This window comes from Marispirochaeta aestuarii (assembly GCF_002087085.1).
In the GTDB taxonomy this organism is placed as follows: Bacteria; Spirochaetota; Spirochaetia; order JC444; family Marispirochaetaceae; genus Marispirochaeta; species Marispirochaeta aestuarii.
Genome location: NZ_MWQY01000013.1, coordinates 28,167 through 52,231 on the forward strand (window position 1 = coordinate 28,167; position 24,065 = coordinate 52,231).

Below are 24,065 nucleotides of genomic sequence, written 5' to 3' on the forward strand. Positions count from 1 at the left end.
ATAAATAAGGAAACAGACAAGATGCGGGGAATAGGCGCAAGGCTCAAGAGTATTTTTTCCGGGAACCGGATAGACGACGAGACCTTTGAGGATATAGAGGACCTGCTGGTGGAAGCCGATATCGGCGCCGCTGCGGCCATGGAGACGGTGGATCAGCTGAGGAAGGAACGGGGAGTAAAAAGCCGGGAGGAACTTGTTCTCATTCTGCGGAACAGACTGAAGGCCTATCTCCTGGAGGGAGAACTTGCCCTGGAGCCGGATAAACTCAATGTCGTGCTGGTTCTTGGTGTAAACGGTGTGGGAAAAACCACCAGTATCGCCAAGATGGCCTCCCTGCTGCACAAAGAGCAGGGGATTGAACCGATGCTGGCGGCGGGAGATACCTTCCGTGCTGCTGCCATTGACCAGCTGATGCTTCATGGTGAGCGTCTCGGCTTCAAGGTTGTACACCAGCACCCGGGAGCGGATCCCGGCGCAGTGGTCTGGGATGCCATTGAGAGCGCCCAGGCAAAAGGCTGCTCCCTGGTTCTGGCGGACACCGCCGGACGAATGCACAACAAGCAGAACCTGGTAAACGAGCTGAAAAAGATCGACGGAATAGTGCAGAAACGTAAGGTCAACGGGGCCTATCGAAAGGTGCTGGTTATTGACGCTACAACCGGACAGAACGGTCTCAGACAGGCGGAGATTTTCCACGAAGCCGTCGGACTTGACGGGGTTATCCTGACCAAGTTCGACTCCGCTGCCAAGGGGGGAATAATCCTTTCGGTCTGCCGGAACCTGAAGATACCCTTTCTGTACCTCTGCGACGGCGAGTCCTATGACAGTATCCGACCCTTCCGGACAGATGAATTCCTGGATGCCCTTCTGGCGGAGAATTGATGCGTCGATATTTCCTTTTGCTATGCTTTTTTCCCCTGCTTGTTCCGGAACTTACCGCCGACTGGTACCGGTCCGATGCCCTGGGAAGACCCGCGGAATTCCTGCAGGAGGGAGATCGTATTGATGAGAGCCTGAAGGAGAATGAGGAGTACCTCCTTTACCGCAACGAAAGCCCGGAAGGATTCAGGGAAGAACTCTATCGGTACGGTATTCCAGTAAGGGAAAAGACTGTCCGTAATCTTTCCGCAGGCAGAAGGGAAGAGACGGTACTGGAGGGTTCTGAACGCCGGATAAGCCTCTACGAAGGCAGCCTCCCTGTCCGGGAGGAGATCTACCTCGAGGATACCCTCGAGCGGGTCCTCGTTTACGGCTGGGAGGGGATACAGCTGAAATTTCTCGAAGCAGGCAACGGCGCAGAGCTCCTCTATCGTCAGGAATATTTCCGTGACCCCCGGGGCCGACTGCGTACCCTGCTGCGTCATATAGCCGGGGATAAAGATCCGGAGGCTGAAGGAGTCAGGGTTATTCAGTACGGCTATCGGGAGGGAAGTCTTGCAGAGACCTGGGTCGGAGATTACAACGAAGGGGTTCGGACCCGCTTTGCAGGGCTTCAGGCGCTGGAGGAGACCAGAATGTCCGGGACATCGGTTGTCGGCCGGATAGAACGGGAGACCCTGGGGGAGAACCAGGTGGAACGCAGTTACGCCCTTGACGGATCCCTGGTTTCAATGACAATCCGGGGCCCCGGGGGAAGAACCCTAATGGAGACTATCTACCTCGATGGCGGCAGGGTACGGGAAAGGGAGTACCGTTATAGGGGAGATCTTCTGATGGAGATGGTTATTCGCGAACCCGAGAGGCTCGAGCGCCGGGTCTATACCTATCAGAATGATACACTCCGGAAGGAGGAGGTCTTTGTGAACCGCCGGCTGGTCAAGGTATCCATGTTTGAAGGAGACCGGAGACTGGAGGAGTTTTATCGGCGGGGCGAGGTGATTACACGCCGCCGCTACGAAGGGGATAGCCTGGTCTCAGAGGAGAGTTATGAATAGGATTGGCTGGGTACTTTTTGTTGCCCGTAGGTACCGCAGGGAACGGCGCTCGGGTAAGGCCAGCGCGGCGGGTTTTCTCTCCACCGCCGGCATCGCCCTGGGGGTCATAACCCTGGTGGTGGTAATCGGAGTCATGAACGGTTTTCAGCTGGGCTTTATTGAGGACATTCTGGAGATCCGTTCCTTTGATCTTCAGGTGTCGTCCCTGGATATGGATACCGCTCTGCGGGCCGCTGATTCGGCCAGGACGCTCTCTTCTGTCCGGACAGCACTCCCCTTCCTGGAGACCCAGACCCTGGTGCAGGGGCGTTTCAGCGAGTTCGAAGCCGTGGTTCTGCGGGGACTTCCATCAGATACCGAAGAGCTGGATCCCGGACTGGTATCCCAGCTTTCCATGGACCGGGGGGAGTTTGATCTTGCCGGGGGACTCGTTCTTGGCGGGGAGCTCGCACGGGCGCTGGGGGTTCGCATCGGGGACACCGTTACCCTGGCCGCCCTTACGGGCGATGGCTTCGCAGGGCTGGTTCCCGCCTCCCGCGAGCTTCCGGTAACAGGGACATTTACCAGCGGTTTTTATGAATACGACCGTGGTCTGGCTTTTACCTCCCTGGATCGTATACAGGAATTTGCCTCCGTGAACGACAGGCCCGCTCTGGGGATCAAGCTCAGGAACAGGTACCGGATCGACACGGCCCTTGCGGCACTCAATGCGGAGTTTTCCTCACTGCCTGGGTTCCGGAGCGGGGATGCTGAGATTGTCTCCTGGCGGGAGAGCAATCGTGCCTTTTTTGGCGCTCTTCGTATGGAAAAACTCATGATGTCCCTGCTGATCGGTGTCATGTTTCTGGTAACCGCCGGCAATATTTATCACTCCCTGCGCCGGGGGGTGCAGGAAAAACGCTCCGCCATTGCAGTGCTCCGGGCCCTGGGTGGAGGGCAGCGGGAGATTCAGCTGGTTTTCGTTCTGGAAGGCGGTCTCATGGGGCTTACCGGGACCTTCTGGGGACTTTCTTTGGGACTCCTTCTGGTGAATCATATAAACAGCCTGTTCTCCTTTCTGGAACTCCTTTCCGGCTGGACTGCCGCTTTTCTGAACAGCCTTTTCGGGGTCCAGTCCCTGGGAGGGCTCGCCATAACCCCGGCGGCTTTTTATCTCTCCGAGGTTCCGGTGCGAATCCTTCCCATGGAGATTTTTCTGATCGCCTTTTTCGCGATCTCCGTCTCCCTGCTTTCCGCCTGGGGGGCATCACGGGATGTTTCCGGAATGAATCCAAGTACAATACTGAGGTATGAATAATGGAACTGCTGCGATTGGAGGGACTCACAAAACGTTATGTCTCCGGGACGGAGGTTCTGACTATACTGGACAAGGTCGATCTTTCCATTCCCGCCGGCAGTGTTACTGTCTTTACCGGTGAGAGCGGCTCGGGAAAAAGCACCCTGCTCAACATAATCGGGGCCCTGGACAATCCGGATTCCGGGCAGATCCAGGTGGACGGTATCCGGGTTGATCAGCTCTCTGAGACAGAAACCAACAGGTACCGGTCAGAGACCGTGGGCTTTGTCTTTCAGTTCCATTATCTCCTCGAGGGCTTCAGCGCACTGGAAAACACCATGCTTCCCGCCTATATGCGCGGACTTCCTCTGACCGAAGCCCGGGAACGGGCCCGGACCCTGCTGTCCCGGGTCGGTCTTGAAAAGCGGCTGGATCACACCCCGGCCATGCTGTCGGGAGGGGAACGGCAGCGGGTTGCCCTTGCCAGGGCCCTGATAAACGATCCCAAACTGCTGCTTGCCGACGAACCCACGGGTAACCTGGACGAAGGAAACACCCGGAGGGTCAAGGAGCTGCTTTTTTCCCTTGTCCGGGACACCGGCAGGACCCTGCTGCTGGTTACTCATGAGAGCGCCTTTATCCCTGAAGGAGACCGGGCTTACCGGCTTCATGCCGGCGGACTGGAGACCCTGTAATGTTCTCAGCGCCCCTCATGATAGCCCGCCGGCTCGTATTCCGTCGTGAACGACGCATAAGCTCCCACCTGAAGGGCACCGTTCTGGGGATATCCCTTTCTCTGATTCCCCTGATACTGGTAATGATTGTCTCTTCAGGAATGATAAAGGGAATTACCGCCCGCTTCCTTGAACTGGGAACCTTTCATCTCCAGGCACGCAGCTATAATCAGGATGTCCCCTGGCAGGACATCGGGAACCAGCTGGCTGAGGAGCACGGAATCAAAGCTGCTTTTCCCGTTATTCAGGGACTGGGCATGCTCTATTCCCCCCGGGGAAGGGTGGGGGTTACCCTCAAGGGGTTTACCCCCGATATGTGGGAAAAGGATCAGGGGTTCCGGGATTTCATGATTGTAGAGGCCGGGGAGTTCGATCTTTCCGATCCTGAGGGAATAGTCGTGACCTCCGGGGTCGCCGAGTCCCTGGGGGTGGAAGTCGGGGACCGGGTCAAGCTGCTGACCTCCCGGACATCCTCATCCGGGGCGCTTTTCCTGAGGCCGAGCTTTTTTACCCTGAAGGGGATCTGTTCCACCGGCTATTACGAACTGGATGCATTGACCGCCTACATTCCCTATACCCGGGCAGATTCGATTTTGCGGGGACAGGGGACACACTATATCGGCATGAAGATTGAGGAGCCTTTTTCAGGAATCCGGGAAATCAAGGGACGGCTGGCAGGTGATCTTGGAATGGACTGGTATATCCTGGACTGGCAGGAGCTGCAGCGTCCGATGTACAGTTCCTTTGAGACCTCCCGAAATCTTATCCTGCTTATCATGGCCCTTATTGTTCTGGTGGCTACCCTGAATATATCCGCCACCCTGGGCATGCTGGTGTTGGAAAACCAGGAACAGATAGCCATACTGAAGGCCACAGGAAGTTCCGGCTTTCAGGTAGGTCTTGTGTTTATTATCGCGGGACTCCTTACCGGACTCGCCGGGGTGCTCCCGGGACTTGCCTTCGGACTCCTTCTGGCGGTGAATATAAACGGTATCATCTTTGCCCTTGAAAGCACCCTGAACTTTACCGTTCTTATAATAAGCCGCCTGTCTCCCCTTTCCGGTGCTCCTGTTTCACTGGACCTTTTCGATTCCAGTTATTATCTTGAGACGATACCGGTAGAGCTTGATCCTGTCTCCCTCTGGCTGGCAGTCCTCTTTACCCTATCCGTTTCCTGTGCTGCTGCTATAATCCCCGCCCTGCGGGCAGCATCTGTCCAGCCCATGGAGATTCTCCGGCGGCGTTGAAGCAGCTCTTCTAAAAACTGAAATACTGTAGAAATTATGAGAAAAATCGCTATACTATTATTGGAAGCATACGATGGGAGGGTGACGGTATGAAATGCGAACTGTGCAATGAAAATGACGCTGTTATCCATATTCAGCAGATTGTCGGCAATGAAGCCAAAGAGATACACCTGTGTGAGAAATGCGCTCACGAGAACGGTATCTCCTCCAACAGCGACAAGATAGAACTGTCCCTGAACGAGCTTCTCAACGGACTGATTGACTTCTCCTCCCGGCCCAGACGACAGGACACCTGTCCGACCTGCGGGGGACGACTGAAGGATTTCAGGAAAAGCGGTATGGTCGGCTGTGCCGACTGTTATACCACCTTTCGGGACGAGATCGTCAGTTATCTGGAGGAGTCCGTGGGGACCGTCAAACACGCCGGAAAATACCCGAAAAAACTGCAGGCCTACAAGACCCTTCTGGTGGACAAAGAGATCCTGAAAAAACGGCTGGAAGAGGCCGTGGCCGGTGAGGATTACGAAACCGCGGCAGGCATCCGGGATCGCATACAATCCATCGAGGCTGCGGAAGGAGGGGAGGGGTGATTTCCTTTGAGAGCACCGTCGACTCTCCGGGCTGGTATTCCCAGTCGGGTCCGGAAAACGATGTGGTGGTATCCACCCGTTTGCGCCTCTCCCGGAATCTTTCGGGATACCAGTTTGCTTCGAATCTGGACGCCCGGGAGGGCGAGGCGGTACAGACGGGTATACGGAATGCCTTCTCCGGTATGGGCAAGGAGTACCACTACTGCCCCATGTCGGATCTTGCCCCGGTTGAGCGTCGAATGCTTCTGGAGCGGAACCTGATTTCCCAGGATTTCAGCCTGCAGACTGCGAAAGCGGCGGTTCTCCGGGAGGATTTCAGGTTCTGCGCCATGGTTAATGAGATCGACCATCTGCGGATGGGGCTGATTTATGCAGGATCCTCATTTTCCGAACTCTGGAAGGAGCTGAACAGCATCGACAGCCGGCTTGAGGACTCCCTGGATTACGCGGTTTCCCTGGAGTGGGGCTATCTTACCGCTGATGTGAGCAACGTCGGAACCGGACTGAAAGCCTCGGCCATGGTGCATCTGCCGGCCCTGGTGGAGACCGGAATGATAGACAAGGCCCTCAAGGCTGTCGTGCAGCTGGGATACTCGGTAAAAGGCTTCTTTTCCGATACGGAGAACAGCCTCGGATATCTGTATCAGATTGCGAATCCTGTATCCACCGGGGAAAGCGAAGAGGATTTACTGGGAAAACTTGATGGTGTGGTCAATCAATTGGTACATTATGAGAGGACGGCACGGGAAGAAGTTCTCAAAAAGGAACGTCTGGCCACGGAAGACAAGATTTTCCGGGCCCTGGGAACACTTCTTCATTGCCGGATTATTGAATCCAAGGAGGCTATCGATGCCCTGAACCTTGTACGGTTCGGCATCGAATGCGGTATGATTTCTTTACCAATACCTGCGGTAACGTCGCTACTTTTTCTCAGCCAGAAGTCTCATGTACAGGGGCTGATGGAGAGGGAGAAAATACAGGATACACCCGTGGACGCCTATCGCGCCAGAATGATACGGGAAACACTCAGCAGTAAAATGGCAGGAGGATGGAATGTTTAAAGGCTTGACCCAGCGGGCCCAGCGTTTATTGACAATCTTCGCCCAGGAAGAGGCAAAACGGTTTCATTCCGACAAGCTTCTGCCGGAACATATTATTCTTGCCCTTCTGAAGGATGGTGAAGGGGTCGGTTACAAGGCCCTGAAAGAGTTAAAGGTAGACCCGGTGGAACTGCAGCTTGAGATCGAAAAGAGTATTCCCAAGCGGCATACGGGTTTTATTCTCGGGGATGTTCCCCCGTCAAAGCGGGGCAAAAAGATGCTCGAAGACAGTGCCGAAGAGGCCCGTAATCTGGGCCATGAGTATATCGGTACTGAGCATCTTTTGCTTGCCGCGGCCAGGGAAACCGGCAGTGTCGTCGCCCGTACCCTGGCAAAGTATAATGTTAACGTGGAAGCCCTGCGTTCCGCGATCACCGATCTCTCCGGTTCCAGCGCCGCCCAGCAGGCCCAGGCACGCAAGAGTGCTTCATCCGCTGGGCAGCAGAAACGGACCCAGCAGCATCCTAAAAAGGCGACCCCGACCCTGGATGAGTTTTCCAGAGACCTGACGGACTACGCCGTACAGAAGAAGCTGGACCCGGTTATCGGCAGGGAAGACGAGATCGAGCGGGTCATCCAGATCCTCGCCCGGCGCACCAAGAACAATCCGGTGCTCATCGGAGAGCCCGGGGTAGGAAAGACCGCCATAGTCGAAGGGCTTGCCCAGAGGATAACCGACGGAACCGCCCCGGAAGTCCTGATAGACAAACGGGTGGTGACCCTGGATCTTGCCTCGCTGATTGCCGGTACAAAGTACCGGGGAGAGTTCGAAGACCGTCTGAAGCGTGTCATGAAGGAGATCCTCAGCGCCGGTAACGTGGTCCTCTTTATCGATGAGCTCCACACCATAATCGGGGCGGGAGGCGCGGAGGGGGCAATTGATGCCTCCAACATGCTCAAACCGGCTCTCTCCCGGGGAGAGCTCCAGTGTATCGGTGCGACTACCCTGAACGAGTACAAGAAATACATCGAGAAGGACGCGGCCCTGGAACGCCGCTTTCAGAGCATCTACGTCAAGGAACCCTCGGTGGACGAGACCATTGAAATTCTGAAGGGAATAAAACGGCAGTACGAGGACCATCATAACGTAATCTATACCGACAAGGCCATTGAAGCCGCCGTCAGCCTGTCTCACCGCTACATAATAGAGCGTTTTCTTCCGGACAAGGCCATCGACCTGCTGGACGAAGCGGGAAGTCATAAACGCATCCGCAACAGTGTACGGCCGTCGGAGCTCTCGGAGCTGGAGCTCGAGATCGAGCGTCTGACGCAGGAAAAGATCAACCTGGTGAACAACCAGGACTATGAGCGGGCCGCCGCGTTGCGGGACACGGTCCGACAGCTGAAAGGGCAGGTCGAGGACCTCAAAAAGGGCTGGAAGGACAGCCTGAGGTCCGAGCGCAACATTGTAGATGCCGAGGATATCCACACCATAATAGCCCGCATTACGGGAATTCCGGTATCCCGGCTGGCCCAGAGCGAGTCGGAAAAGCTGCTGGATATCGAAGCTGAACTCCACAAGACCGTCATCGGGCAGGACGATGCCATCAAGGTCATTGCGTCGGCCATACGAAGATCCAGGACGGGCTTGAGCTCACCGAAACGCCCTCTGGGATCCTTTATCTTCCTCGGCCCTACGGGGGTGGGAAAATCCCTGCTGGCCAAGACCCTGGCGGTATTCCTTTTCGGAGACGAGAACTCCCTGATCCGCATAGATATGTCGGACTTCATGGAAAAGCACAACGTTTCCCGCCTGGTTGGAGCTCCTCCGGGCTACGTGGGTTACGAGGAGGGAGGTATCCTTACCGAGAAGATAAGGCGCCGTCCCTACAGTGTCATTCTGCTGGATGAGATCGAGAAGGCCCATCCTGATGTCTTCAATATCCTGCTTCAGGTGCTGGAGGAGGGTGAACTCCAGGACAACCTGGGGCACAAGGTCTCCTTCCGTAATACTGTCCTGATAATGACATCCAACGCCGGGGCCAGGGAGATTACCCGTGACTCGAGCCTCGGATTCCGGGCGGACGATGGCATACTGGATCACTCGGAGATCAAATCCTCCGCCATGAACGAGCTCAAGCGCTTTTTCCGTCCCGAGTTTATCAACCGGGTGGACGAGATTGTTGTCTTCCACAGTCTGAGCCGCGATCAGGTTTCCACCATTTTCGACATCCTGGTCGACGAAGTGCGCCTCCGGCTTCTGGAGATGAATATTTTTCTGGAGATCAGCAAAAAGGCCAAAGACCTGCTGCTTGACAAGGGTTACGATGTCAAGTTCGGAGCCCGTCCAATGCGCAGGATCATCCAGAAAGAGCTGGAGGATCCCCTCTCCATGGAGATTCTCAAGGGTAAATGCGCTTCCGGAAATGTTATTCAGGTAAGCGTGCGAAACGACAGGATATCCTTCAGGGTAAAAACCCAGAAGAAACTTCCTGCTCCTGCGGAAGTTGTCAATTGATTGTCACCTTCACGGGTCAGGAGTAGGTACTGATGGAGGGTTTTCTCGATTTCTACAGTCCCAGGCAGGAGGAGCTTCCCTATGGGGAGGCTCTCTTCTGTGCTCTCGACTTTGAAACCACCGGTCTGTATCCCGGTTCCGACTCGATTATAGAAGCCGGTGCAGTCCTGTACCGGGGAGGACAGGAGATCGATTCCTTTTCATCCTTTATCCGTCCCGCAGGGGAAATCCCGGCTGCTGCAACGGCCGTACACGGAATAGATGCCGGTATGGTGGAGGATGCTCCGGAACTGGAGGAGGTTTTTCCCTCCCTTCTTATCTTTCTGGAAGGGGCGATTCTTGTGGGGCACAATATCAATTTCGACCTCGCTTTTCTCGATGCGGGGTGCCGCAAAAGCGGCAGGCCCATGCCCTCAGCGCCGGGTATCGATACCTGCAGTTTTGCCCGGTCTGTCCTCAAAGGGGAGCCCAGCTACAGTCTTGAAAACCTGAGCAGGCGTTATGGGCTGGGGAATGGAAACCATCACCGGGCTCTGGATGATGCCCGCTCTGCCATGGGTCTTCTGTCGCTTATTGTTTCCCGCATTCCCGACGACGGCGAACTGAAAGCTTCCGATATCATACGCCGATCCAGGACTCGTCCGTATAATCCCCGCTGAATTCTTTATGTCTCTTCTCACTGGCCCCCTTTTATGGTAGGTTCATGCCTGCTATGAATCTTGAAGCTTTTGTACTGGGAAGCGGCGGTATGATGCCCCTGCCTTCCCGCCATTTAACATCTGTATTGTTACGAAAAGACGGCGATCTGTTTCTGTTCGATTGCGGGGAGGGAACCCAGGTTTCCCTGCGAAAGCTGAACCTGCGCTGGAAGAAGATCTCCGCGATTTTTATTTCCCATACCCATGCTGATCATGTTACCGGCCTGCCGGGAATCCTGATGCTCTCTTCCCAGGTCGACCGGGACGAACCCCTCTACATCTATGGCCCTCCGAAAATCCGGGACTATGTCGAGGCAAACCGGCGGGTCCTCGATATGTATATTAACTACGAAATACGGGTTATCGAGTTTACCGAGGGGGGGACTGTATTTGAGGGTAAGGATTTTTCCGTATCCAGTTTTCCCCTGGAGCACACGAAACCCTGTTTCGGCTATACCCTGGTGGAAAATCCGAGACCGGGAGTCTTCTACCCTGAAAAGGCCAGGGAGCTCGACGTCCCGGTGGGGCCGCTGTGGGCGACCCTCCAGGAGGGGAAACCGGTGCAAAACGCGAAGGGTGATCTGGTGGAACCCTCTCAGGTGATGGGAGAGCCGAGGAAGGGCAGAAAGTTCAGCTATGTGACCGACACTGTATATCGGGATGATATCGCCCCAAGGGTCAGCGGATCCGATCTGCTGATCTGTGAAGGGATGTTCGCTTCTGATCTTGAAGAGAGCGCGCGGGAAAAGAAACACCTTACCGCAAAACAGGCTGCAGGGATTGCCAGGGACGCCGGAGGAGTCAAGCGTCTGGGACTTATCCACTTCAGCCCCCGATATGGAAAACGGGAGCTCAAGAAATTAAAGGAAGAGGCAAGGGAGATATTTCCCGAAACCTTTCTGACCCGGGACCAGCAGGTACTGGAAATACCCAACGAGGATTAGGCCGGGCACGGGATTCAGACTGTTTCGGCCAGGCGGGCCCGGTACTTCTCGGGATCTGCCCGGAATCCGAAGACGGCACGGTCCGGATCCTGTCTGGATTTCCGGAGGGCCGATACAGCTTCGGTTAAAAGAAGATCCGGGTCAATGAGCCGGCCGCTTCGTGAGCTCAAGCCTCCCCAGGCGCTGATGTGGGGAAAGTTCTTTTCCAGTTGTTTACGGAAATCCCTGACCGTGCGAATCCCGTCATCGAGTTCCGTATTCGGCAGGATCAGGCATGCCCGCTCCGCGCCGTATTCATAACAGAGATCGCGGAAAACAAAGAATTGACGTATCTCCGGTGATACCTCCTTCAGTTTCAGGAGCGGATCAAGGCCATCAAAGACTATCACGGCAATTGTAAGGTCCTGGTCGAAGGAAGCCGCCCGCTTCAGTTCCGATTCAAGACGCATGGATAGATACTCGCTGGACATGAGACCCGAATCATGATCGGATTCAGTGTCTGCGGGTGCACTCAGGGCCCGAATTTCCACCCTTTCCACTGGTCTGGAACGGGGTAAAAAGGCCAGAATCAGGCCTGAGAGGAGCACCGCCGCGCTCGCGGTATACAGCAGAATTCGCAGCCGGGGAAGAAGTTCAGCCCGGTCGATAAGGGAACTCCGTATTCGAAGCAGGGTATCCGGCCGGCTGGCATCAAGGGAATACTCGTAGGTTCCATTTACAAGGGAAAGAAGGGACGATGAGAGGGCCTTCGAACGGTACAATACCCGCTCAGATTCCCCCTGTACAAGGTCGATGCGCAAAATGTCCTGCAGCTCCTCGCTGCCGGGGGTTCCCCCGCTGCGAATCAGCATCGCCAGTTCCATGACCTTTTCACGATTATTCTCGTAATTGTTTCGGGAGAGTCGTGAAAGATCGTACAGGACATAGGTTGATGCCGAGACAAGAATAAGTACAATCAATGCGGCATAGGTTTGCACAACAACCTTATTCATAGGCCTATTATACGGTAAATACCGGAAAAGTGAATCGATTTATTCTGGTTTTTTCCCTTTTGTCATGGCACAATGGAATGGATGAGAGAAGGAATTCATAATCCTGGTCTCCCTTCCGGCTGGTACCCCCGCAGTATGGAGAAAATACGTTCTTTCCTTGGTGAGCTCGACAGGGGCGACGCCATTCCCCATGGCTGCGCCTGTATCGTACCCCACGCAGGATGGACTTTCTCCGGCAGAACAGCTGCCAGAGCCATTGCCTCCCTGGAAGCCTGCGATGTTATCGTTCTCGTGGGCGGTCATCTTGGTCCCGGGGAAAAGCTTCATTGTCTCCCTTTCAGAGCTTACAACACCCCGGCGGGTTTTATCGAGACCGACGGGAAACTCGTCTCCCTGATAGATTCCCGCTTTGATCTTCATTATTCCGGCGGAGTTGACAACACAACGGAAGTACAGCTTCCTCTTATCGCGTTTTATCATCCGGATACGCCGGTTGTCGTGCTTCGTGCTCCCCCTTCCGGGCTTGCGTCTGAACTCGGTCAGATGCTTGCGGAATATGAAAAAGAAAAGAGCGTAAAGATCGGGGTGATCGGATCCACCGATCTGACCCACTATGGTCCCGGCTACGGTTTTACTCCCAGGGGCCCTGTTGGAGAGGCCTATGCCTGGATCCGGGAGGTCAACGACCATCGCTTTATTCAGGCTGCCATGAAGGGGGATGTGCAGCAGCTTCTGCGACTCGGCCTGGCTGAACGCTCGGCCTGTTCTCCCGGTGCGGCTGCAGCCGCGGTCTCCTTCGCATTTTCCTCGGGGTGCTCAAGAAGCCAACTCCTTGAGTATACCACCAGTTACGATATGATGCCCTCGGAAAACCTGGTTGGATACGCTGCGGTTCTCTATTCCCCTGCATAGAGGGAAACGAATTTCAGAAAGAGGCTGCGGGCTTCCTCGATAATTTCGCCGGTTACTGCGACGGAGGATTCACGCTGCTTTCTCAGAAATGAAATGAGGGGGTAGAGCAGCTGCACGGTACCGGGAGCGTTGTTTCTGAGTTCCTCCGAGATCTCACGGAGAAGCACGGAGGGTTTCGGGGTTTCCTCCGTCGGAAGGACCTGAAGGGCCTGTGCCCCGGACGATGGGGTACTTCCCGTTGCCAGAAGCGGGGCGGAAACGCCGTGGATCTTCAGCTTCCCGGAACACGTTTTCAGGTAGGCTGCCATGTTATCCCGGTATCGGTCAAGGCGAGGGCAGGGGTAAAGTCGGTTGTACTCGGGGATCTCCTGTCCCCTGCGTCCTTCGAAGGTAAATCCCAGGGACTGTGCAAGAAAGGGCGAAGTTCTTGTCTCCCTGAGGCGGAACCAGCGGTCCACGTAGGTTGCCGGAGCGTAGGGAATCCCTCCGGGCTGGGAATAATCAACGCCGAAGACTGTCAGCTCTTCCATCCCTGCGGAAAGCGCCAGCGAAAGGGCCGCCTGCAGAACGTTTCCTCCTCCGGTATCCATGATCGGAAGGCCGGTCTTCCGGGCCAGCGCAAGCTCCAAAGGAATCCCGCCGGCAAAGACGAAGGGTTTTTTGAGACTGCGAAGCAGTGCCGGCGGCGCGGAGAGGGTGACGGCCCAGGGGATGTCCAGACTTCCCGGCTGCATGGCATGAAGAAGGGTATAGTACTGGCTGTCGATGCTGACAACCAGGTCCGGTTTCAGATCCAGCTGCTGAAGAAAGGGAAGGGCGGTGTCCACTGCAATAAGCATGGAGTCCGCGGCCGTCCGCAGTAACAGCTCACGGTCTTCCCGCAGGCTCGGTCCGGCTCCCACAAGGATGGCCTTTTTTATCGATTTTTCAAAAAGAGAAAGATAATCCGATGCTGCGGGAAAGTCCTGAAGATAAGCAAGGTTGGCAATGCAGTTGCGGCTCCACAGAAGTCCGAAGTGGGCCTGCACTGAAAAGTCGTTCCTGATCTGGTTCAGGGCAAGATCAGCGGCACGTTTAAGCTGCTCATAGCGTTCCCGCCGGCGGATGGAGAGGGCCGGCAGACAGATAAAGCTGAAGCCGCCGTGAAGACCCGGCAGGTAGTTGTGCACCAGGTGATCAGTAAGCTCCTCGGGACCGGGATCGAGAAGCATTTTGAAACGCGGGTGTTCCAGGATTTTCCGGTAATCTCGTCCGCTGAGAAAACTCCTGAGGCGTCCCGGCCCGTCAATGATGAGAAGGACCTCCCTGTCGTTCAGGTTCAGAAACTCTTCCAGGTGCCACGCTGCACCAAGGCCGTAGACGACGGTGAACCCGGAATTTCCAGCGGTCTGAAGGAGGCGACGAGCCTCACGGGAAGGGTCTATCGTTGAATGCAGAGGATACTCCCGCTCTCCAAAGGTTTCGTACACAATCTGCAGGCCGTTTTTTGACGATGAGAAGCGGATGTACGGCTCCGGATCCGCCGCCAAAACCCGGCGGGCTATCTCCGGAAAGCGGCGTCCAAGGATGCTCAGGTTTGCTTCCAGAAGCTTCACGTTTCCTCCATGGAGGAAACGATTTCCCGCAGCTCCAGGATCTTCCCCGCTGTGTATTCGTCCGGATCCGCCTCGATTCCGGGAGGACATAATTTCAGCCGGAGCTCTCTGAAAAGGGGAGAGGAGGGATCCCGTGAAGCCATCCGACGGCTGTCGTCAAGGAGTTGTAACAAACGATCCTTTCTGAGACTGAAGGACGGGACGGAAATTCCCTGGAACGAGAGTCGCCCCTCGCTGCCTGAAATCTCTTCAGGATGTGGTGCCTGGACCGGAGGAAAAGGAAGGCCAATCCTGGATGGATTAAGCCGGAGAATTCTGTGCGCTGTCTCCTCCCCGAGGCCTGCGAACCAGTCGCTGTAGGTCCGGAGAGACGGAGACTGGCCCTGCTCCGGGGCTGTGTCCCGGGAGTAGCGGTATTTCCGGGAATAGAGAGGATGCGTACGGCAGACGTCTTTTGAAAAAGCAGGGTCAAAGCTGTGGGGCCGCACATGGGGATGTATATCGTCATAGCAAAGGTCGAGGCCGGCAATTATTACCGGTTCCCTGCTCAGGCCGAGGGAAAAGAATATGGCGCTTGCGGCGACGGTACCCATGGCAGGAATATTCAGGGGTTCGATATCAAGCAGGGACCAGAGGGCCTCCTCAAAAGGTTCACCGCAGCTTACGGGAAGAACCGGGCCCATGTGGCGGCGGATGCCGGTATCTGTAAAAAGCGGAGCCGCCAGAGGGACCTTCATGCCCTGAGCTTCTGAGAGATGCAGAGAGGCGTAGTACCCGGGATCTGTCTGGATAATGATGTCCGGAATACGCCCCAGGTTTCTGAGAAAGCTGAGGCTTGAGGGCAGGGCGATAAGGGCGGCCCTGCTGTTTCGAATATACTCCTCGTCGCGATTAAGGCTCGGACCTGATGCCGCAATCAGAAAGGGCCCCCGGGATTCTGAAATCCGGCAGAAATTCTGCGGGAAAAGGAAGTTGGATATACTGTTCCGTATCCAGCGGAAGCCGAAGGCTTTTATGGTGGTTATGTTACCGTTCAGAATGCGTATCCGCCGCTGGATTTTCGCGAGTACCTCCGAGGCTGTATCGGAAAATGCATTGATCGACGGCTGCCATTCCAGAAGAGCAAAACCCTGGACAAGGAGGATCTCTTCGTCAATGCAGCCCGTGAGGATTGCATCCAGAGGGTCCGAGGCCGGGGACCAGTATATTTCCCTTGCACCTCCGGAGAGATTCTCCGTCATCAGGTCGGAATGAAGAGACAGACTGACTATTCTTGTTTCGGGAAAGGTTCTGCGGACAGCCCCGGCAAGATACCCCAGCAGGTCACCGACAATAAGGACAGTCCCGGAGGCCTTAAAGGAACCGTGTATGCTGGAACGGACAAAACGTTCAGCTTCTCTGGAAGGATCAAACCGGGATATCAGGGCCCTGCCGTCCATGAGGGGAATGATATCTCCTGTTCGGCTTGCTTCAAAGCTCAGCATCGGCTAAGGCTGCTTCTCCGGCGGATACTGGGCAATAAGTTCCTCCAGGGAATCAAATGCGGCGGGAGGAGGTGCCAGGTGAAAATCTATCCCGGCCTCATTATCGGAAAAAAAGTTCTGCAGGGCAAGGCGAACCTGATGCTGCAGAAGCTTCGGATTCGGACGCTGCCGGGTTCCCAGCAGCAGGAGATACTCCTCGTCCTTCAGCGGAACAATCCGGGAGCTGCCCTCGAAGAGGGTTTCGATGATCCGCAGGCTGTCTCTCCTGGCTCTGAAAAGATCTACATCCGCGGAGAGGGCGGCAAGATGTATCAGCAGTCTGTTGAGGGAAAACCTTATTGCCGTCAATTCCTTTTTCCGGGAGTCAATCTTTCTCAGAAAATCTTTGATCTCCGAAACGCTGCCGGAGCTGCCTGTTCCCGGACTGCTCAAGCGGAGCAGTTTGTTTCGCCGGAGATAATTGCCCAGAGAAAGCTGCAGGGCCTCTATCTGATCTTCCGCCAGCGAAATGTAGTCCAGTTCGTTCGGCTCTTCGCCGAAAAGAAGGATCATTCCCGCCGGTTCATCATCGACACGGATCGCCAGCATGCGCAGATCTTCCAGGAGTTCATATTCCCTTGAAGAGAGAAAGGGCTCAAGAAAGGAGTAATCGTCAAAGGAGAGCCACGTCCCCTTCCGGGGGCTGCTGAAGGCATCTGCCGGAAAGCGGAGGCGGTTCCGGCTGGTAACATCCAGTCCGGTCTGTGCCCTGGGCAGAAAAAAACGCTCGTCCCTGTTTTTTGTGAGAAAAGCGCCTTTTTTTATGGAAAAAAGTTGTTTGACGTCTTCGAAAAGCTCCACGATCCCTTCCAGGGAGGGTGCCAGACTGTCGATCTTATCGCAGAGCTCCGTCAGCCCGGCCGCTGTGTCGGCCAGGTTTTTTTTTTTGCCCGGATCCCTGCCCGATTCGCCGCTTTTATTATCAGCCGGAGAGCTGTGGTCTTTGTACTCCTCAGCTCGGGCCCGCAAACCGCTTTTTGGCAGATTGCGGCGGGCCGAGGCTTTCTCAAGCAATCCCATTAGGACGATATCCCCAGTTCATCAAACAGTTTCTGATATACCTTGAAATGCTCGGATCTGGCAAACTCTTCAATCTTCTCTTCCGGCAGAGCCTCAAGAAGCTGGTCCATATAGGAGAGAACAGACTTTATCTCACTCTGCAGCGCAGGATTAAGGTCCAGAGACTCTGCGGAAGCTGCAGCATCTTCCCCGGTATACTCGGGTTCCGTGGCGGAATCTTCATACTCTTCTGCAGAAAGCTCATCAGCTTCGATTTCTTCAAAGTCATCAACAGAATCCCCGGCTTCAAGGCCGATTTCCTCTTCGCTCAGGTCGAGAATTTCATTCTCGGGAAATTCCGCCTCTTCTTCTGATGCTTCGATAATCTCTTCCATCTCCTGGGAGTCCTCGGGAGATATTTCCAGCTCTATTTCTTCCTCCAGATCTTCCAGTTCATTCCCGGTATCTTCGCCTTCAGTTTCCTCTTCTGCTTCGAGGGAAAGCTCTTCTTCCAGTTCTGAATCTTCCGATCCAAGTTCCAGATCTTCCAGATCGAGGTCTGCAAAATCCGGCTCTTCTGACTCTTCTCCAAACTCATCTTCGCTGAGGCTGAACTCATCACCTGCTTCAGTCTCCGGCTCTTCGGTACGTTCTTCCGCCGGGTACAGTTCTTCTTCCTCGATATCGAGGATGTCTTCGCCATCAAGAAGATCATCCGATCCAAGGTGTTCTTCAGGATTGTCCAGAAGTTCCAGTTCATCCTCGTCAAGGGTGTCAGCTGCTTCCGGGCTTTCGTCCAGATCCTCAAAATCATCCATGGCGGTGATGTCGAGTTCTTCCACTGCCTCGGATTCGGAAATATCGAAGTCTTCATCGTCTGCCCCGATTTCAGGCAGGCTTATCTCCTCTGCAGTTGCTTCCTCTTCCTCTTCAGGAATTCCCAGATCCGAAAGATCAAGCTCCTCCCCGGTATCCAGATCGGAAAGCTCGAGTTCATCCTCTTCGGTATCCGGCTCCGAGAGGTCTATTTCCTCTTCATGTTCCTCTTCCGGGCTTTCCAGTCCTGAAAGATCAAGCTCTTCAGTTTCTGACTCTTCCGTGCTTTCTTCGGCGGGGGAGAAGTCGATGGCCTCCGCAAGGCTGCTGTCCATGCTGGAGATGTTGATGTCGAGTTCCTCTTCGGGACCTTCGGAAGCTTTTCCCGCCTCTTCCGTAACATCCGCAGTATTCAGAATGTTGTCGAGCTCATCACCGGTCAGCGCGATGGTTTCATCCTCGTCTTCCTCGAAAAAGCCGGGCAGGCGCTCTTCGTCTTCCTCCTGATCCCGGTCCGCCGCTTCCCTTTCGGCGCCTGCGGGGGAAAGCTTCAGGCTGCTGAGCTCACTCTTGAGGGAGGCAAGTTCATCGCGAATTGAATGCAGTTCATCTTCAATTTTCCTCAGAACTTCGGATTTTTCCTCTATGGCCGTGTCCAGTTCTGAAGAGACGATGTTCTCCTCCACAAGGTTCTCCACGGAAAGTTCCGGCAGATCCTCTTCTTCGTCCTGTCCCAGGTCATCCAGGCTTATCTCCTCGGGTTCTTCGGAGAAAACGGAAGTATCGGAGAGTCCGGATTCTTCGGAATCCTTCTCCAGAGACATGGCTTCAAACTCTTCCTCATCAAAGGAGGGAAGTTCTTCCTGTCCGGCTTCCTCCGTATCCGCTTCCAGATTATCCAGGTCTAAATCGAAAAAGTCCTCTTCCTCGGATTCCCGGATTTCGTCTGCAGCTTCTTCTTCCTTATCCGGTGCTTCATATTCTGGTTCAAACAACTCGTCTTCCTCGTGCTGAGAGGTCTCTTCTTCCGAAGCCGGTTCGGAAAAAGAATCCTCCGGGGTGTCGATGGTGAAGATGTCTTCGTCGAGGGAGAACTCTTCCTCCGAAGGACTTTCCTGCTCTTCGGCTTCTTCCTCTTCGATGGAGTCAAAATCACTCATATCATCCAGGTCCTCCAGGCTGAAATCTTCCTCTATTGAATCATCCTCGCCGAATTCAGTCATCTCCGGGGCCTGCTCTGAAGTCGTATCGTCATTATTGTCTTCTTCTTCGGAGCCGCCTGTTTCAAGGTCTCCGAGAAGAGACTCCTCTTCCTCGGTCAGGAATGATGTGGCCCCTTCTATCTCGGGCAGATTCTCAAGGGAAAATGAGTCGCCGTCCGTTGTTTCGTCAATGTCTTCAGGGCCGGATTTTACCCAGACTCCGTACTCCTCAAGGGTCCCCCCCGTTGAATCGAGTTGTTCTGATGTATCCAGCGTATCAAAATCCTTTTCAACACCCATGGCCGTCTCCCGGATTATAGTTCACAGTACTCAATATATCGGCAAGAATCAATCATCCATTGAACAGAAATCTGATGCCCACTGTATAGTCAGAAATATATGCAGGAAACCCGGTATATACAGGTACTATCCAAGGGCTACCTCGTAACGCTGCCCTTATTCCATATCCTGTGTCCTCAGGTTTTTCCGCGATCCTCAACTCTGTATCAGCACGAGAGTTTGCGGGCACTGCAGGACCTGTCCTTCCTGATCAGGATAAAAAATACCATGGTTTTGGAGGCGCCCCAATATAAAGTTTAACCCTAGTTGGCCGTTATTTAAAGTATGAAGATTGGTACCCGTCTGCTTTTCTCGTTATATATCGGCTTTATGGCTGCCTCGCTTGTCTACTACCTGTACAGTCCAACGGGATTATTTGCTTATCGTCAGCTTCAGGGTGAGATTGTACGCCTTGAAAATAATCTTCAGGACCTGAAGGATCTTCACAGGGAGCTTTCCGGAGAATTCGACTCCCTGCGACGATCTTCCGAGACGGTAATTCTTCGGGCGCGGGACCTGGGCTATGCCCGGAGCGGTGAAACATTCCTGATGCTAGAGGATTTTAAGCCCAGACCGGGAAACTACTATTCCGTCGGACGGATTATAACTCCTGGAGCGGCTGAAGCGAATCGTAATGCAGCCTCCCTTCTGACTGGCATTGTTTCCATGGCTGCGGCTTTTCTGCTTATCGCAATTTTTACCAATCCCAGGGGAAGGGCAGACGGTTCTGCCCACAGTTAATGATGAAAACTCCTGACGGGATTCTGCTCAATCTTCAACCCTTTCCGCCCCGGGGAGAAATAATGCGGGACCTGCTCCTTGTCCTTAAGGAGCGGGATATACATACCTTCTATATCGACCCCGACAGACAGTTCTGCTGGAGTTTCGATCCAGCCCTGAAGGATTCCGCTGCCTACCCGGAAGAGTTCTTCCGGGGACTGCTTGCGACCGCAGAATCCCTCGGGCTCACACTGATTCCCGTTCTCTCCACCCGACGGATCTTTGAATTCATTCATGCCCATCCCGGAACAAAGAGCTCTGTATTGCCCGAAAAAGGAGCGCCCCAGATAAGTATCATTCAGCATCTTGTTGAAGACATGGTGGAGGATCTGCTCTCCGTGTTTGCCATGTCTCCCTGCATCGCAGTCACTGATTGCGGCCTGGAAGATGCGGAGGGCTCCGAAACCATGATTCCCGGGATATCCGAAATCCTGGAAGGGGTAGCTGAAGCCTTTGAGGAGAATCTTATTTCAATTGAACCCGGGGAGTGCTCATATGTCGAGGCAGAGGAAATCCGCGCCGGGTTTTCCGGCATTGTAAGGGTCCGTTCCAGACGTTTTTCGGGATTTTCCCTGCCGTCTCCCCCGGCATGGCTGGAACTGCTTCCGGAACCCCTGGTTTCTCGGGTCGCGGAGTTCACGGATTCCTATGCTCGAACAGACACACTTTTCAACGAGGCCTGGCACCTTCTGCGCCTCAGGTGGGAGAGAAGAACGGGAAGTGCGGCTCCCTTCATGGCAAGGCTGCGGGAGATCCGGAAGTTCGCTTCTCCTTTAAGGGAGCAGGGGAAAAGGCTTTTTCATTCGGAATGGTTCGAAAATGAACAGAGACGATGGCATTACTCCCTTTACGAGGCTGCTCTCCACCAGTTTGCAGTCCGGCCGGGATCCCAGGAGGAACTCTCCTCTGTCCGCGCACTGCTGGATCCGGTATCTGGAGTCAAGAGGTAGATATGAGCTCAATTCCGGTTATTTCGACGGCAAAAAACATCAACTCCCGTATAAGAGAGTATGTTTCCCGGCAGTTCTCCGGGGATGAACCGATTTTCCTCACAAAAAGGGAGGATGTCCTCGCGTATCTGAAATATGAGCTGCCCGAACTGGTGATTTATAATCTGAGCGACGGGCAGATCAACATCCGCGGAGTACTGGACGAGGTATTGAAGGATCCCTGGATTCTTTACGGAGGAATAATCGGCATATACAAAGGAAGTCTGGACCCGGAGTTTGAAGCCTACCTCAAACAGTTCAACTGCATATCTCTTATTCCTGAGTATGACCTTGATTTCAGCTTTCCCAGGGCCTTGAGAATAATCCGTCAGAACAGGAACATTCTGTTTCACCGGGACCTGTACAATAAGCTCTTCGACTCAATAAACGGTGCCTTCGTTATCGACAACGATCCCTTCGATATAAAAACCTATGCCAATCTTTTAACCAACTATCTGTTCAATTCAGATTTTATCAATAAAGACTCCAGGGACAGGCTTCAGGTTTCCCTTATGGAGCTTCTCATGAACGCCATCGAGCATGGAAACTGCCGTATTTCCTACGAAGAAAAGAGCAGCTGGCTCAAGGATCACAATGATATCTTTGAACTGATCCGGGAGAAGAACAGAAATCCCGAAATTGCCCGGCGAAAAGTCCGGTTCAATTATCATATAACAACCGACCACAGCAGTTTCTCCATCTGTGACGAGGGTGAGGGCTTTGACTGGCAATCGGTAATATGCAACAGTGACAGCAGGGTCAATCTGGGAAAACACGGTCATGGTATACGGATGTCCAATTACTACATGGGCGGGCTTGAATACAACGAGGCCGGCAACTGCGTCTCCTTTCGGATCATGCATCAGAAGGACGAGGTCAACATTGTCCCCGGAATCCTGCGGGGGCAGAAGGAACGGATATTCAATGACGGAGAGGTGGTTTTTACCGAGAACGAGGACTCGAATTACCTCTATTATATTGTCAGCGGAACCTTTGACGTTACCTCCAAGGGCAAACATCTCTCCACTCTGACGACTGCGGATATGTTTCTCGGGGAGATGTCCTTTCTGATCAATAACCGGCGTTCCGCCACGGTCACCTCCAGGGGAAGGTCGATTCTCCTGAAAATTTCCAAGGTTGATTTTGTAAATCTGATACGCCGGAATCCACACTACGGTCTCTTCCTTGCACGGCTTCTGGCTCAGCGCCTGTCCAGGTTAAATGAATATATAGCAAAAATGTAATTTCCCGGGTCCCTCCACGAAAATCCCCCAAGGCAGATGCTCCTTTCTATTGATGATTCTTCCGGTTTACTGATACATTAGACGCACACGACTGGCGCTGCTTTGAAGGCGGAATCGACCGCCGGGAAGTTATCCGCCGTTGTCCCGCGCGCCTGGGGACGCGACGCATATTTAGGAGGATTTATGAACATCACCAAGGAGTATCTCTCCGCCAATCCGAATCCCGATGCCGGCGCGCTGGCGTATGTAGCCTCACTGGAGTCGGTCCATTCCGTTGCCCCGGAAATTGCCGACAAGATTGTGCAGGAACTCGCGGACCAGCGGACGAACCTGAAGCTTATCGCCAGCGAAAACTACTGTTCCCTGCCGACCCAGCTGGCGATGGGAAACCTGTTAACCGACAAGTATTCCGAGGGTTTCCCCTACCACCGCTTCTACGCCGGCTGCGATAACGTCGATGCCGTCGAGAGCAGGGCGGCGCAGATTGCCTGTGAGATTTTCGGCGCCGATTACGCCTATGTTCAGCCTCATTCGGGAGCCGATGCCAACCTGATCGCCTACTGGGCCATATTGAACCAGCGCATAGAGGTTCCGGGCCTGGAGGAGATTGGCGAGTCCAATCCCTCGAACCTTTCCCGGGAGGACTGGGACAGACTGCGGGAACGTCTCGGAAACCAGCGGCTCCTGGGCCTGGATTACTATTCCGGCGGACACCTGACCCACGGATACCGCCACAATGTTTCCGCCCAGATGTTTGATTCCTACACCTATACGGTTGACCGTGAGACGGGACTTCTCGACTATGACGCCATCGAGGCCCAGGCCGAGGAGATCAAACCCCTGATTCTGCTGGCCGGTTACAGCGCCTATCCCCGGAAGATCGATTTCAAACGTATGCGCCGGATCGCCGACAAGGTCGGGGCGGTGCTTATGGTGGACATGGCCCACTTTGCCGGTCTTGTCGCCGGAGGTGTCTTCAGCGGAGATTTCGATCCCGTGGCCCACGCCCATGTAGTCACCACTACCACCCACAAGACCCTCAGGGGACCCCGGGGCGGAATGATTCTCTGCACGGAGGAGTTCGCCGAAGCCGTCAACAAAGGATGCCCCATGGTAATCGGCGGGCCGCTGCCCCACATCATGGCCGCCAAGGCGGTAGCCTTTACCGAAGCGGCCAAGCCGGAGTTCAGGGAATATGCAGCCAGGATTGTAGATAACTGTCAGACCCTTGCTGCGGACTGCCAGGCCGAGGGAATGACTATCGCCACCGGCGGGACGGACAATCACCTGTTTCTTATCGATGTGCGGGGTTTCGGGCTAACCGGCCGTCAGGCGGAGAGCGTGCTTCGGGAATGCGGTATTACCCTGAACCGGAACTCCCTTCCCTTTGATCCCAACGGTGCCTGGTATACCTCGGGTCTGCGTGTAGGTACCGCCGCCGTTACCACCCTGGGAATGGGAAAAGGCGAGATGAAAGAGATTGCCTCAATCATCGGTACTGTACTCGGCAATACCCGCCCCGCCACCGTTACGAAGGGAAAGAACGCAGGAAAGTCCAGCAAAGCCAGGTATGAAATATCTGAAGAGGTGGCAGCGGCAGCAAAGCAGAGGGTAAGGGATCTTCTGTCGAGGTTCCCTGTATACCCGGAACTGGACCTTAACTTTATGCAGGAGCATTTTCAGGACTAATTCG

At 54.5% G+C, this 24,065-nt stretch carries 20 protein-coding genes; 15 read left to right on the forward strand and 5 right to left on the reverse strand.

All coding sequences use genetic code 11. The features are described 5' to 3' along the window. The first annotated feature begins 21 nt into the window (after nt 1-21). The 10 genes from ftsY to B4O97_RS12475 all read left to right on the forward strand — a co-directional run bounded on the left by ftsY (nt 22) and on the right by B4O97_RS12475 (nt 10,981). Nucleotides 22-882 carry a signal recognition particle-docking protein FtsY gene (ftsY, locus tag B4O97_RS12430; protein WP_083051254.1) on the forward strand — a complete coding sequence of 287 codons (861 nt, stop codon included), beginning with the start codon at nt 22-24 and terminating at the stop codon, nt 880-882. Continuing rightward, the gene (locus tag B4O97_RS12435) at nt 882-1,934 is read left to right on the forward strand and encodes a hypothetical protein (RefSeq protein WP_083051256.1); all 1,053 of its coding nucleotides are present in this window, start codon (nt 882-884) and stop codon (nt 1,932-1,934) included. Before ftsY ends, B4O97_RS12435 begins: the two co-directional genes overlap by 1 nt. Beyond that, a complete protein-coding gene (locus tag B4O97_RS12440) occupies nt 1,927-3,231 on the forward strand; it encodes an ABC transporter permease (protein ID WP_083051257.1) in 1,305 nt (434 codons plus the stop codon). Before B4O97_RS12435 ends, B4O97_RS12440 begins: the two co-directional genes overlap by 8 nt. After that, on the forward strand, nt 3,231-3,905 hold the full coding sequence (locus B4O97_RS12445; RefSeq protein WP_083051259.1) for an ABC transporter ATP-binding protein: 675 nt from the start codon (nt 3,231-3,233) through the stop codon (nt 3,903-3,905). The genes B4O97_RS12440 and B4O97_RS12445 overlap by 1 nt, the downstream gene beginning before the upstream one ends. Next, entirely contained in the window at nt 3,905-5,191 is a 1,287-nt protein-coding gene (locus tag B4O97_RS12450) for an ABC transporter permease (RefSeq protein WP_083051261.1), read from the forward strand. Before B4O97_RS12445 ends, B4O97_RS12450 begins: the two co-directional genes overlap by 1 nt. 89 nt (nt 5,192-5,280) lie before the next feature. Continuing rightward, nucleotides 5,281-5,781 carry a UvrB/UvrC motif-containing protein gene (locus B4O97_RS12455; protein ID WP_083051262.1) on the forward strand — a complete coding sequence of 167 codons (501 nt, stop codon included), beginning with the start codon at nt 5,281-5,283 and terminating at the stop codon, nt 5,779-5,781. Next, nucleotides 5,778-6,842: a hypothetical protein gene (locus B4O97_RS12460; RefSeq protein ID WP_158084279.1), complete on the forward strand. Its 1,065-nt coding sequence runs from the start codon at nt 5,778-5,780 to the stop codon at nt 6,840-6,842. The genes B4O97_RS12455 and B4O97_RS12460 overlap by 4 nt, the downstream gene beginning before the upstream one ends. After that, nucleotides 6,835-9,339 carry an ATP-dependent Clp protease ATP-binding subunit gene (locus B4O97_RS12465; protein WP_083051266.1) on the forward strand — a complete coding sequence of 835 codons (2,505 nt, stop codon included), beginning with the start codon at nt 6,835-6,837 and terminating at the stop codon, nt 9,337-9,339. Before B4O97_RS12460 ends, B4O97_RS12465 begins: the two co-directional genes overlap by 8 nt. 32 nt (nt 9,340-9,371) lie before the next feature. Then, on the forward strand, nt 9,372-9,998 hold the full coding sequence (locus B4O97_RS12470) for a 3'-5' exonuclease (protein ID WP_083051270.1): 627 nt from the start codon (nt 9,372-9,374) through the stop codon (nt 9,996-9,998). Nucleotides 9,999-10,051: 53 nt separating this feature from the next. Continuing rightward, the gene (locus B4O97_RS12475; protein ID WP_083051271.1) at nt 10,052-10,981 is read left to right on the forward strand and encodes a ribonuclease Z; all 930 of its coding nucleotides are present in this window, start codon (nt 10,052-10,054) and stop codon (nt 10,979-10,981) included. A 14-nt stretch (nt 10,982-10,995) separates the two neighbouring features. Here the strand turns inward: B4O97_RS12475 and B4O97_RS12480 are convergent, their stop codons facing one another. After that, nucleotides 10,996-11,973, reverse strand: coding sequence for a nucleotidyl cyclase domain-containing protein (locus tag B4O97_RS12480; RefSeq protein ID WP_083051273.1), 978 nt, complete (start codon nt 11,971-11,973; stop codon nt 10,996-10,998). A gap of 81 nt (nt 11,974-12,054) precedes the next feature. On the opposite strand from B4O97_RS12480, the gene amrB reads away from it, so the two are divergent. Continuing rightward, a complete protein-coding gene (amrB, locus tag B4O97_RS12485) occupies nt 12,055-12,885 on the forward strand; it encodes an AmmeMemoRadiSam system protein B (RefSeq protein WP_269844562.1) in 831 nt (276 codons plus the stop codon). Here the strand turns inward: amrB and B4O97_RS12490 are convergent. Genes B4O97_RS12490 through B4O97_RS12505 form a run of 4 tightly spaced genes read right to left on the reverse strand, consistent with a single transcriptional unit; the run spans nt 12,870 to nt 19,320 of the window. Further along, nucleotides 12,870-14,480: a motility associated factor glycosyltransferase family protein gene (locus B4O97_RS12490; protein ID WP_158084281.1), complete on the reverse strand. Its 1,611-nt coding sequence runs from the start codon at nt 14,478-14,480 to the stop codon at nt 12,870-12,872. The two genes, amrB and B4O97_RS12490, sit on opposite strands and share 16 nt — an antisense overlap. Beyond that, on the reverse strand, nt 14,477-15,964 hold the full coding sequence (locus tag B4O97_RS12495; RefSeq protein ID WP_083051278.1) for a 6-hydroxymethylpterin diphosphokinase MptE-like protein: 1,488 nt from the start codon (nt 15,962-15,964) through the stop codon (nt 14,477-14,479). Before B4O97_RS12495 ends, B4O97_RS12490 begins: the two co-directional genes overlap by 4 nt. A gap of 3 nt (nt 15,965-15,967) precedes the next feature. Then, nucleotides 15,968-17,023, reverse strand: coding sequence for a hypothetical protein (locus B4O97_RS12500; protein WP_083051279.1), 1,056 nt, complete (start codon nt 17,021-17,023; stop codon nt 15,968-15,970). Then, a complete protein-coding gene (locus tag B4O97_RS12505; RefSeq protein WP_083051281.1) occupies nt 17,023-19,320 on the reverse strand; it encodes a midas domain-containing protein in 2,298 nt (765 codons plus the stop codon). The genes B4O97_RS12500 and B4O97_RS12505 overlap by 1 nt, the downstream gene beginning before the upstream one ends. Nucleotides 19,321-19,644: 324 nt before the next feature. Here B4O97_RS12505 and B4O97_RS12510 point away from each other — a divergent pair, with 324 nt between their 5' ends. From B4O97_RS12510 to B4O97_RS12520, 4 genes are all read left to right on the forward strand, one after another. Next, nucleotides 19,645-20,100 (forward strand): FtsB family cell division protein, encoded by a 456-nt coding sequence (locus B4O97_RS12510; RefSeq protein ID WP_083051282.1) that lies wholly within the window; start codon nt 19,645-19,647, stop codon nt 20,098-20,100. Then, nucleotides 20,100-21,089: a hypothetical protein gene (locus B4O97_RS19345; RefSeq protein WP_143305680.1), complete on the forward strand. Its 990-nt coding sequence runs from the start codon at nt 20,100-20,102 to the stop codon at nt 21,087-21,089. The genes B4O97_RS12510 and B4O97_RS19345 overlap by 1 nt, the downstream gene beginning before the upstream one ends. Nucleotides 21,090-21,091: 2 nt before the next feature. Next, nucleotides 21,092-22,372, forward strand: coding sequence for a cyclic nucleotide-binding domain-containing protein (locus tag B4O97_RS12515; protein ID WP_158084282.1), 1,281 nt, complete (start codon nt 21,092-21,094; stop codon nt 22,370-22,372). A 183-nt stretch (nt 22,373-22,555) separates the two neighbouring features. Continuing rightward, complete coding sequence (locus B4O97_RS12520; protein ID WP_083051285.1) at nt 22,556-24,061, forward strand: glycine hydroxymethyltransferase; 1,506 nt, start codon at nt 22,556-22,558, stop codon at nt 24,059-24,061. Nucleotides 24,062-24,065 lie beyond the last annotated feature (4 nt).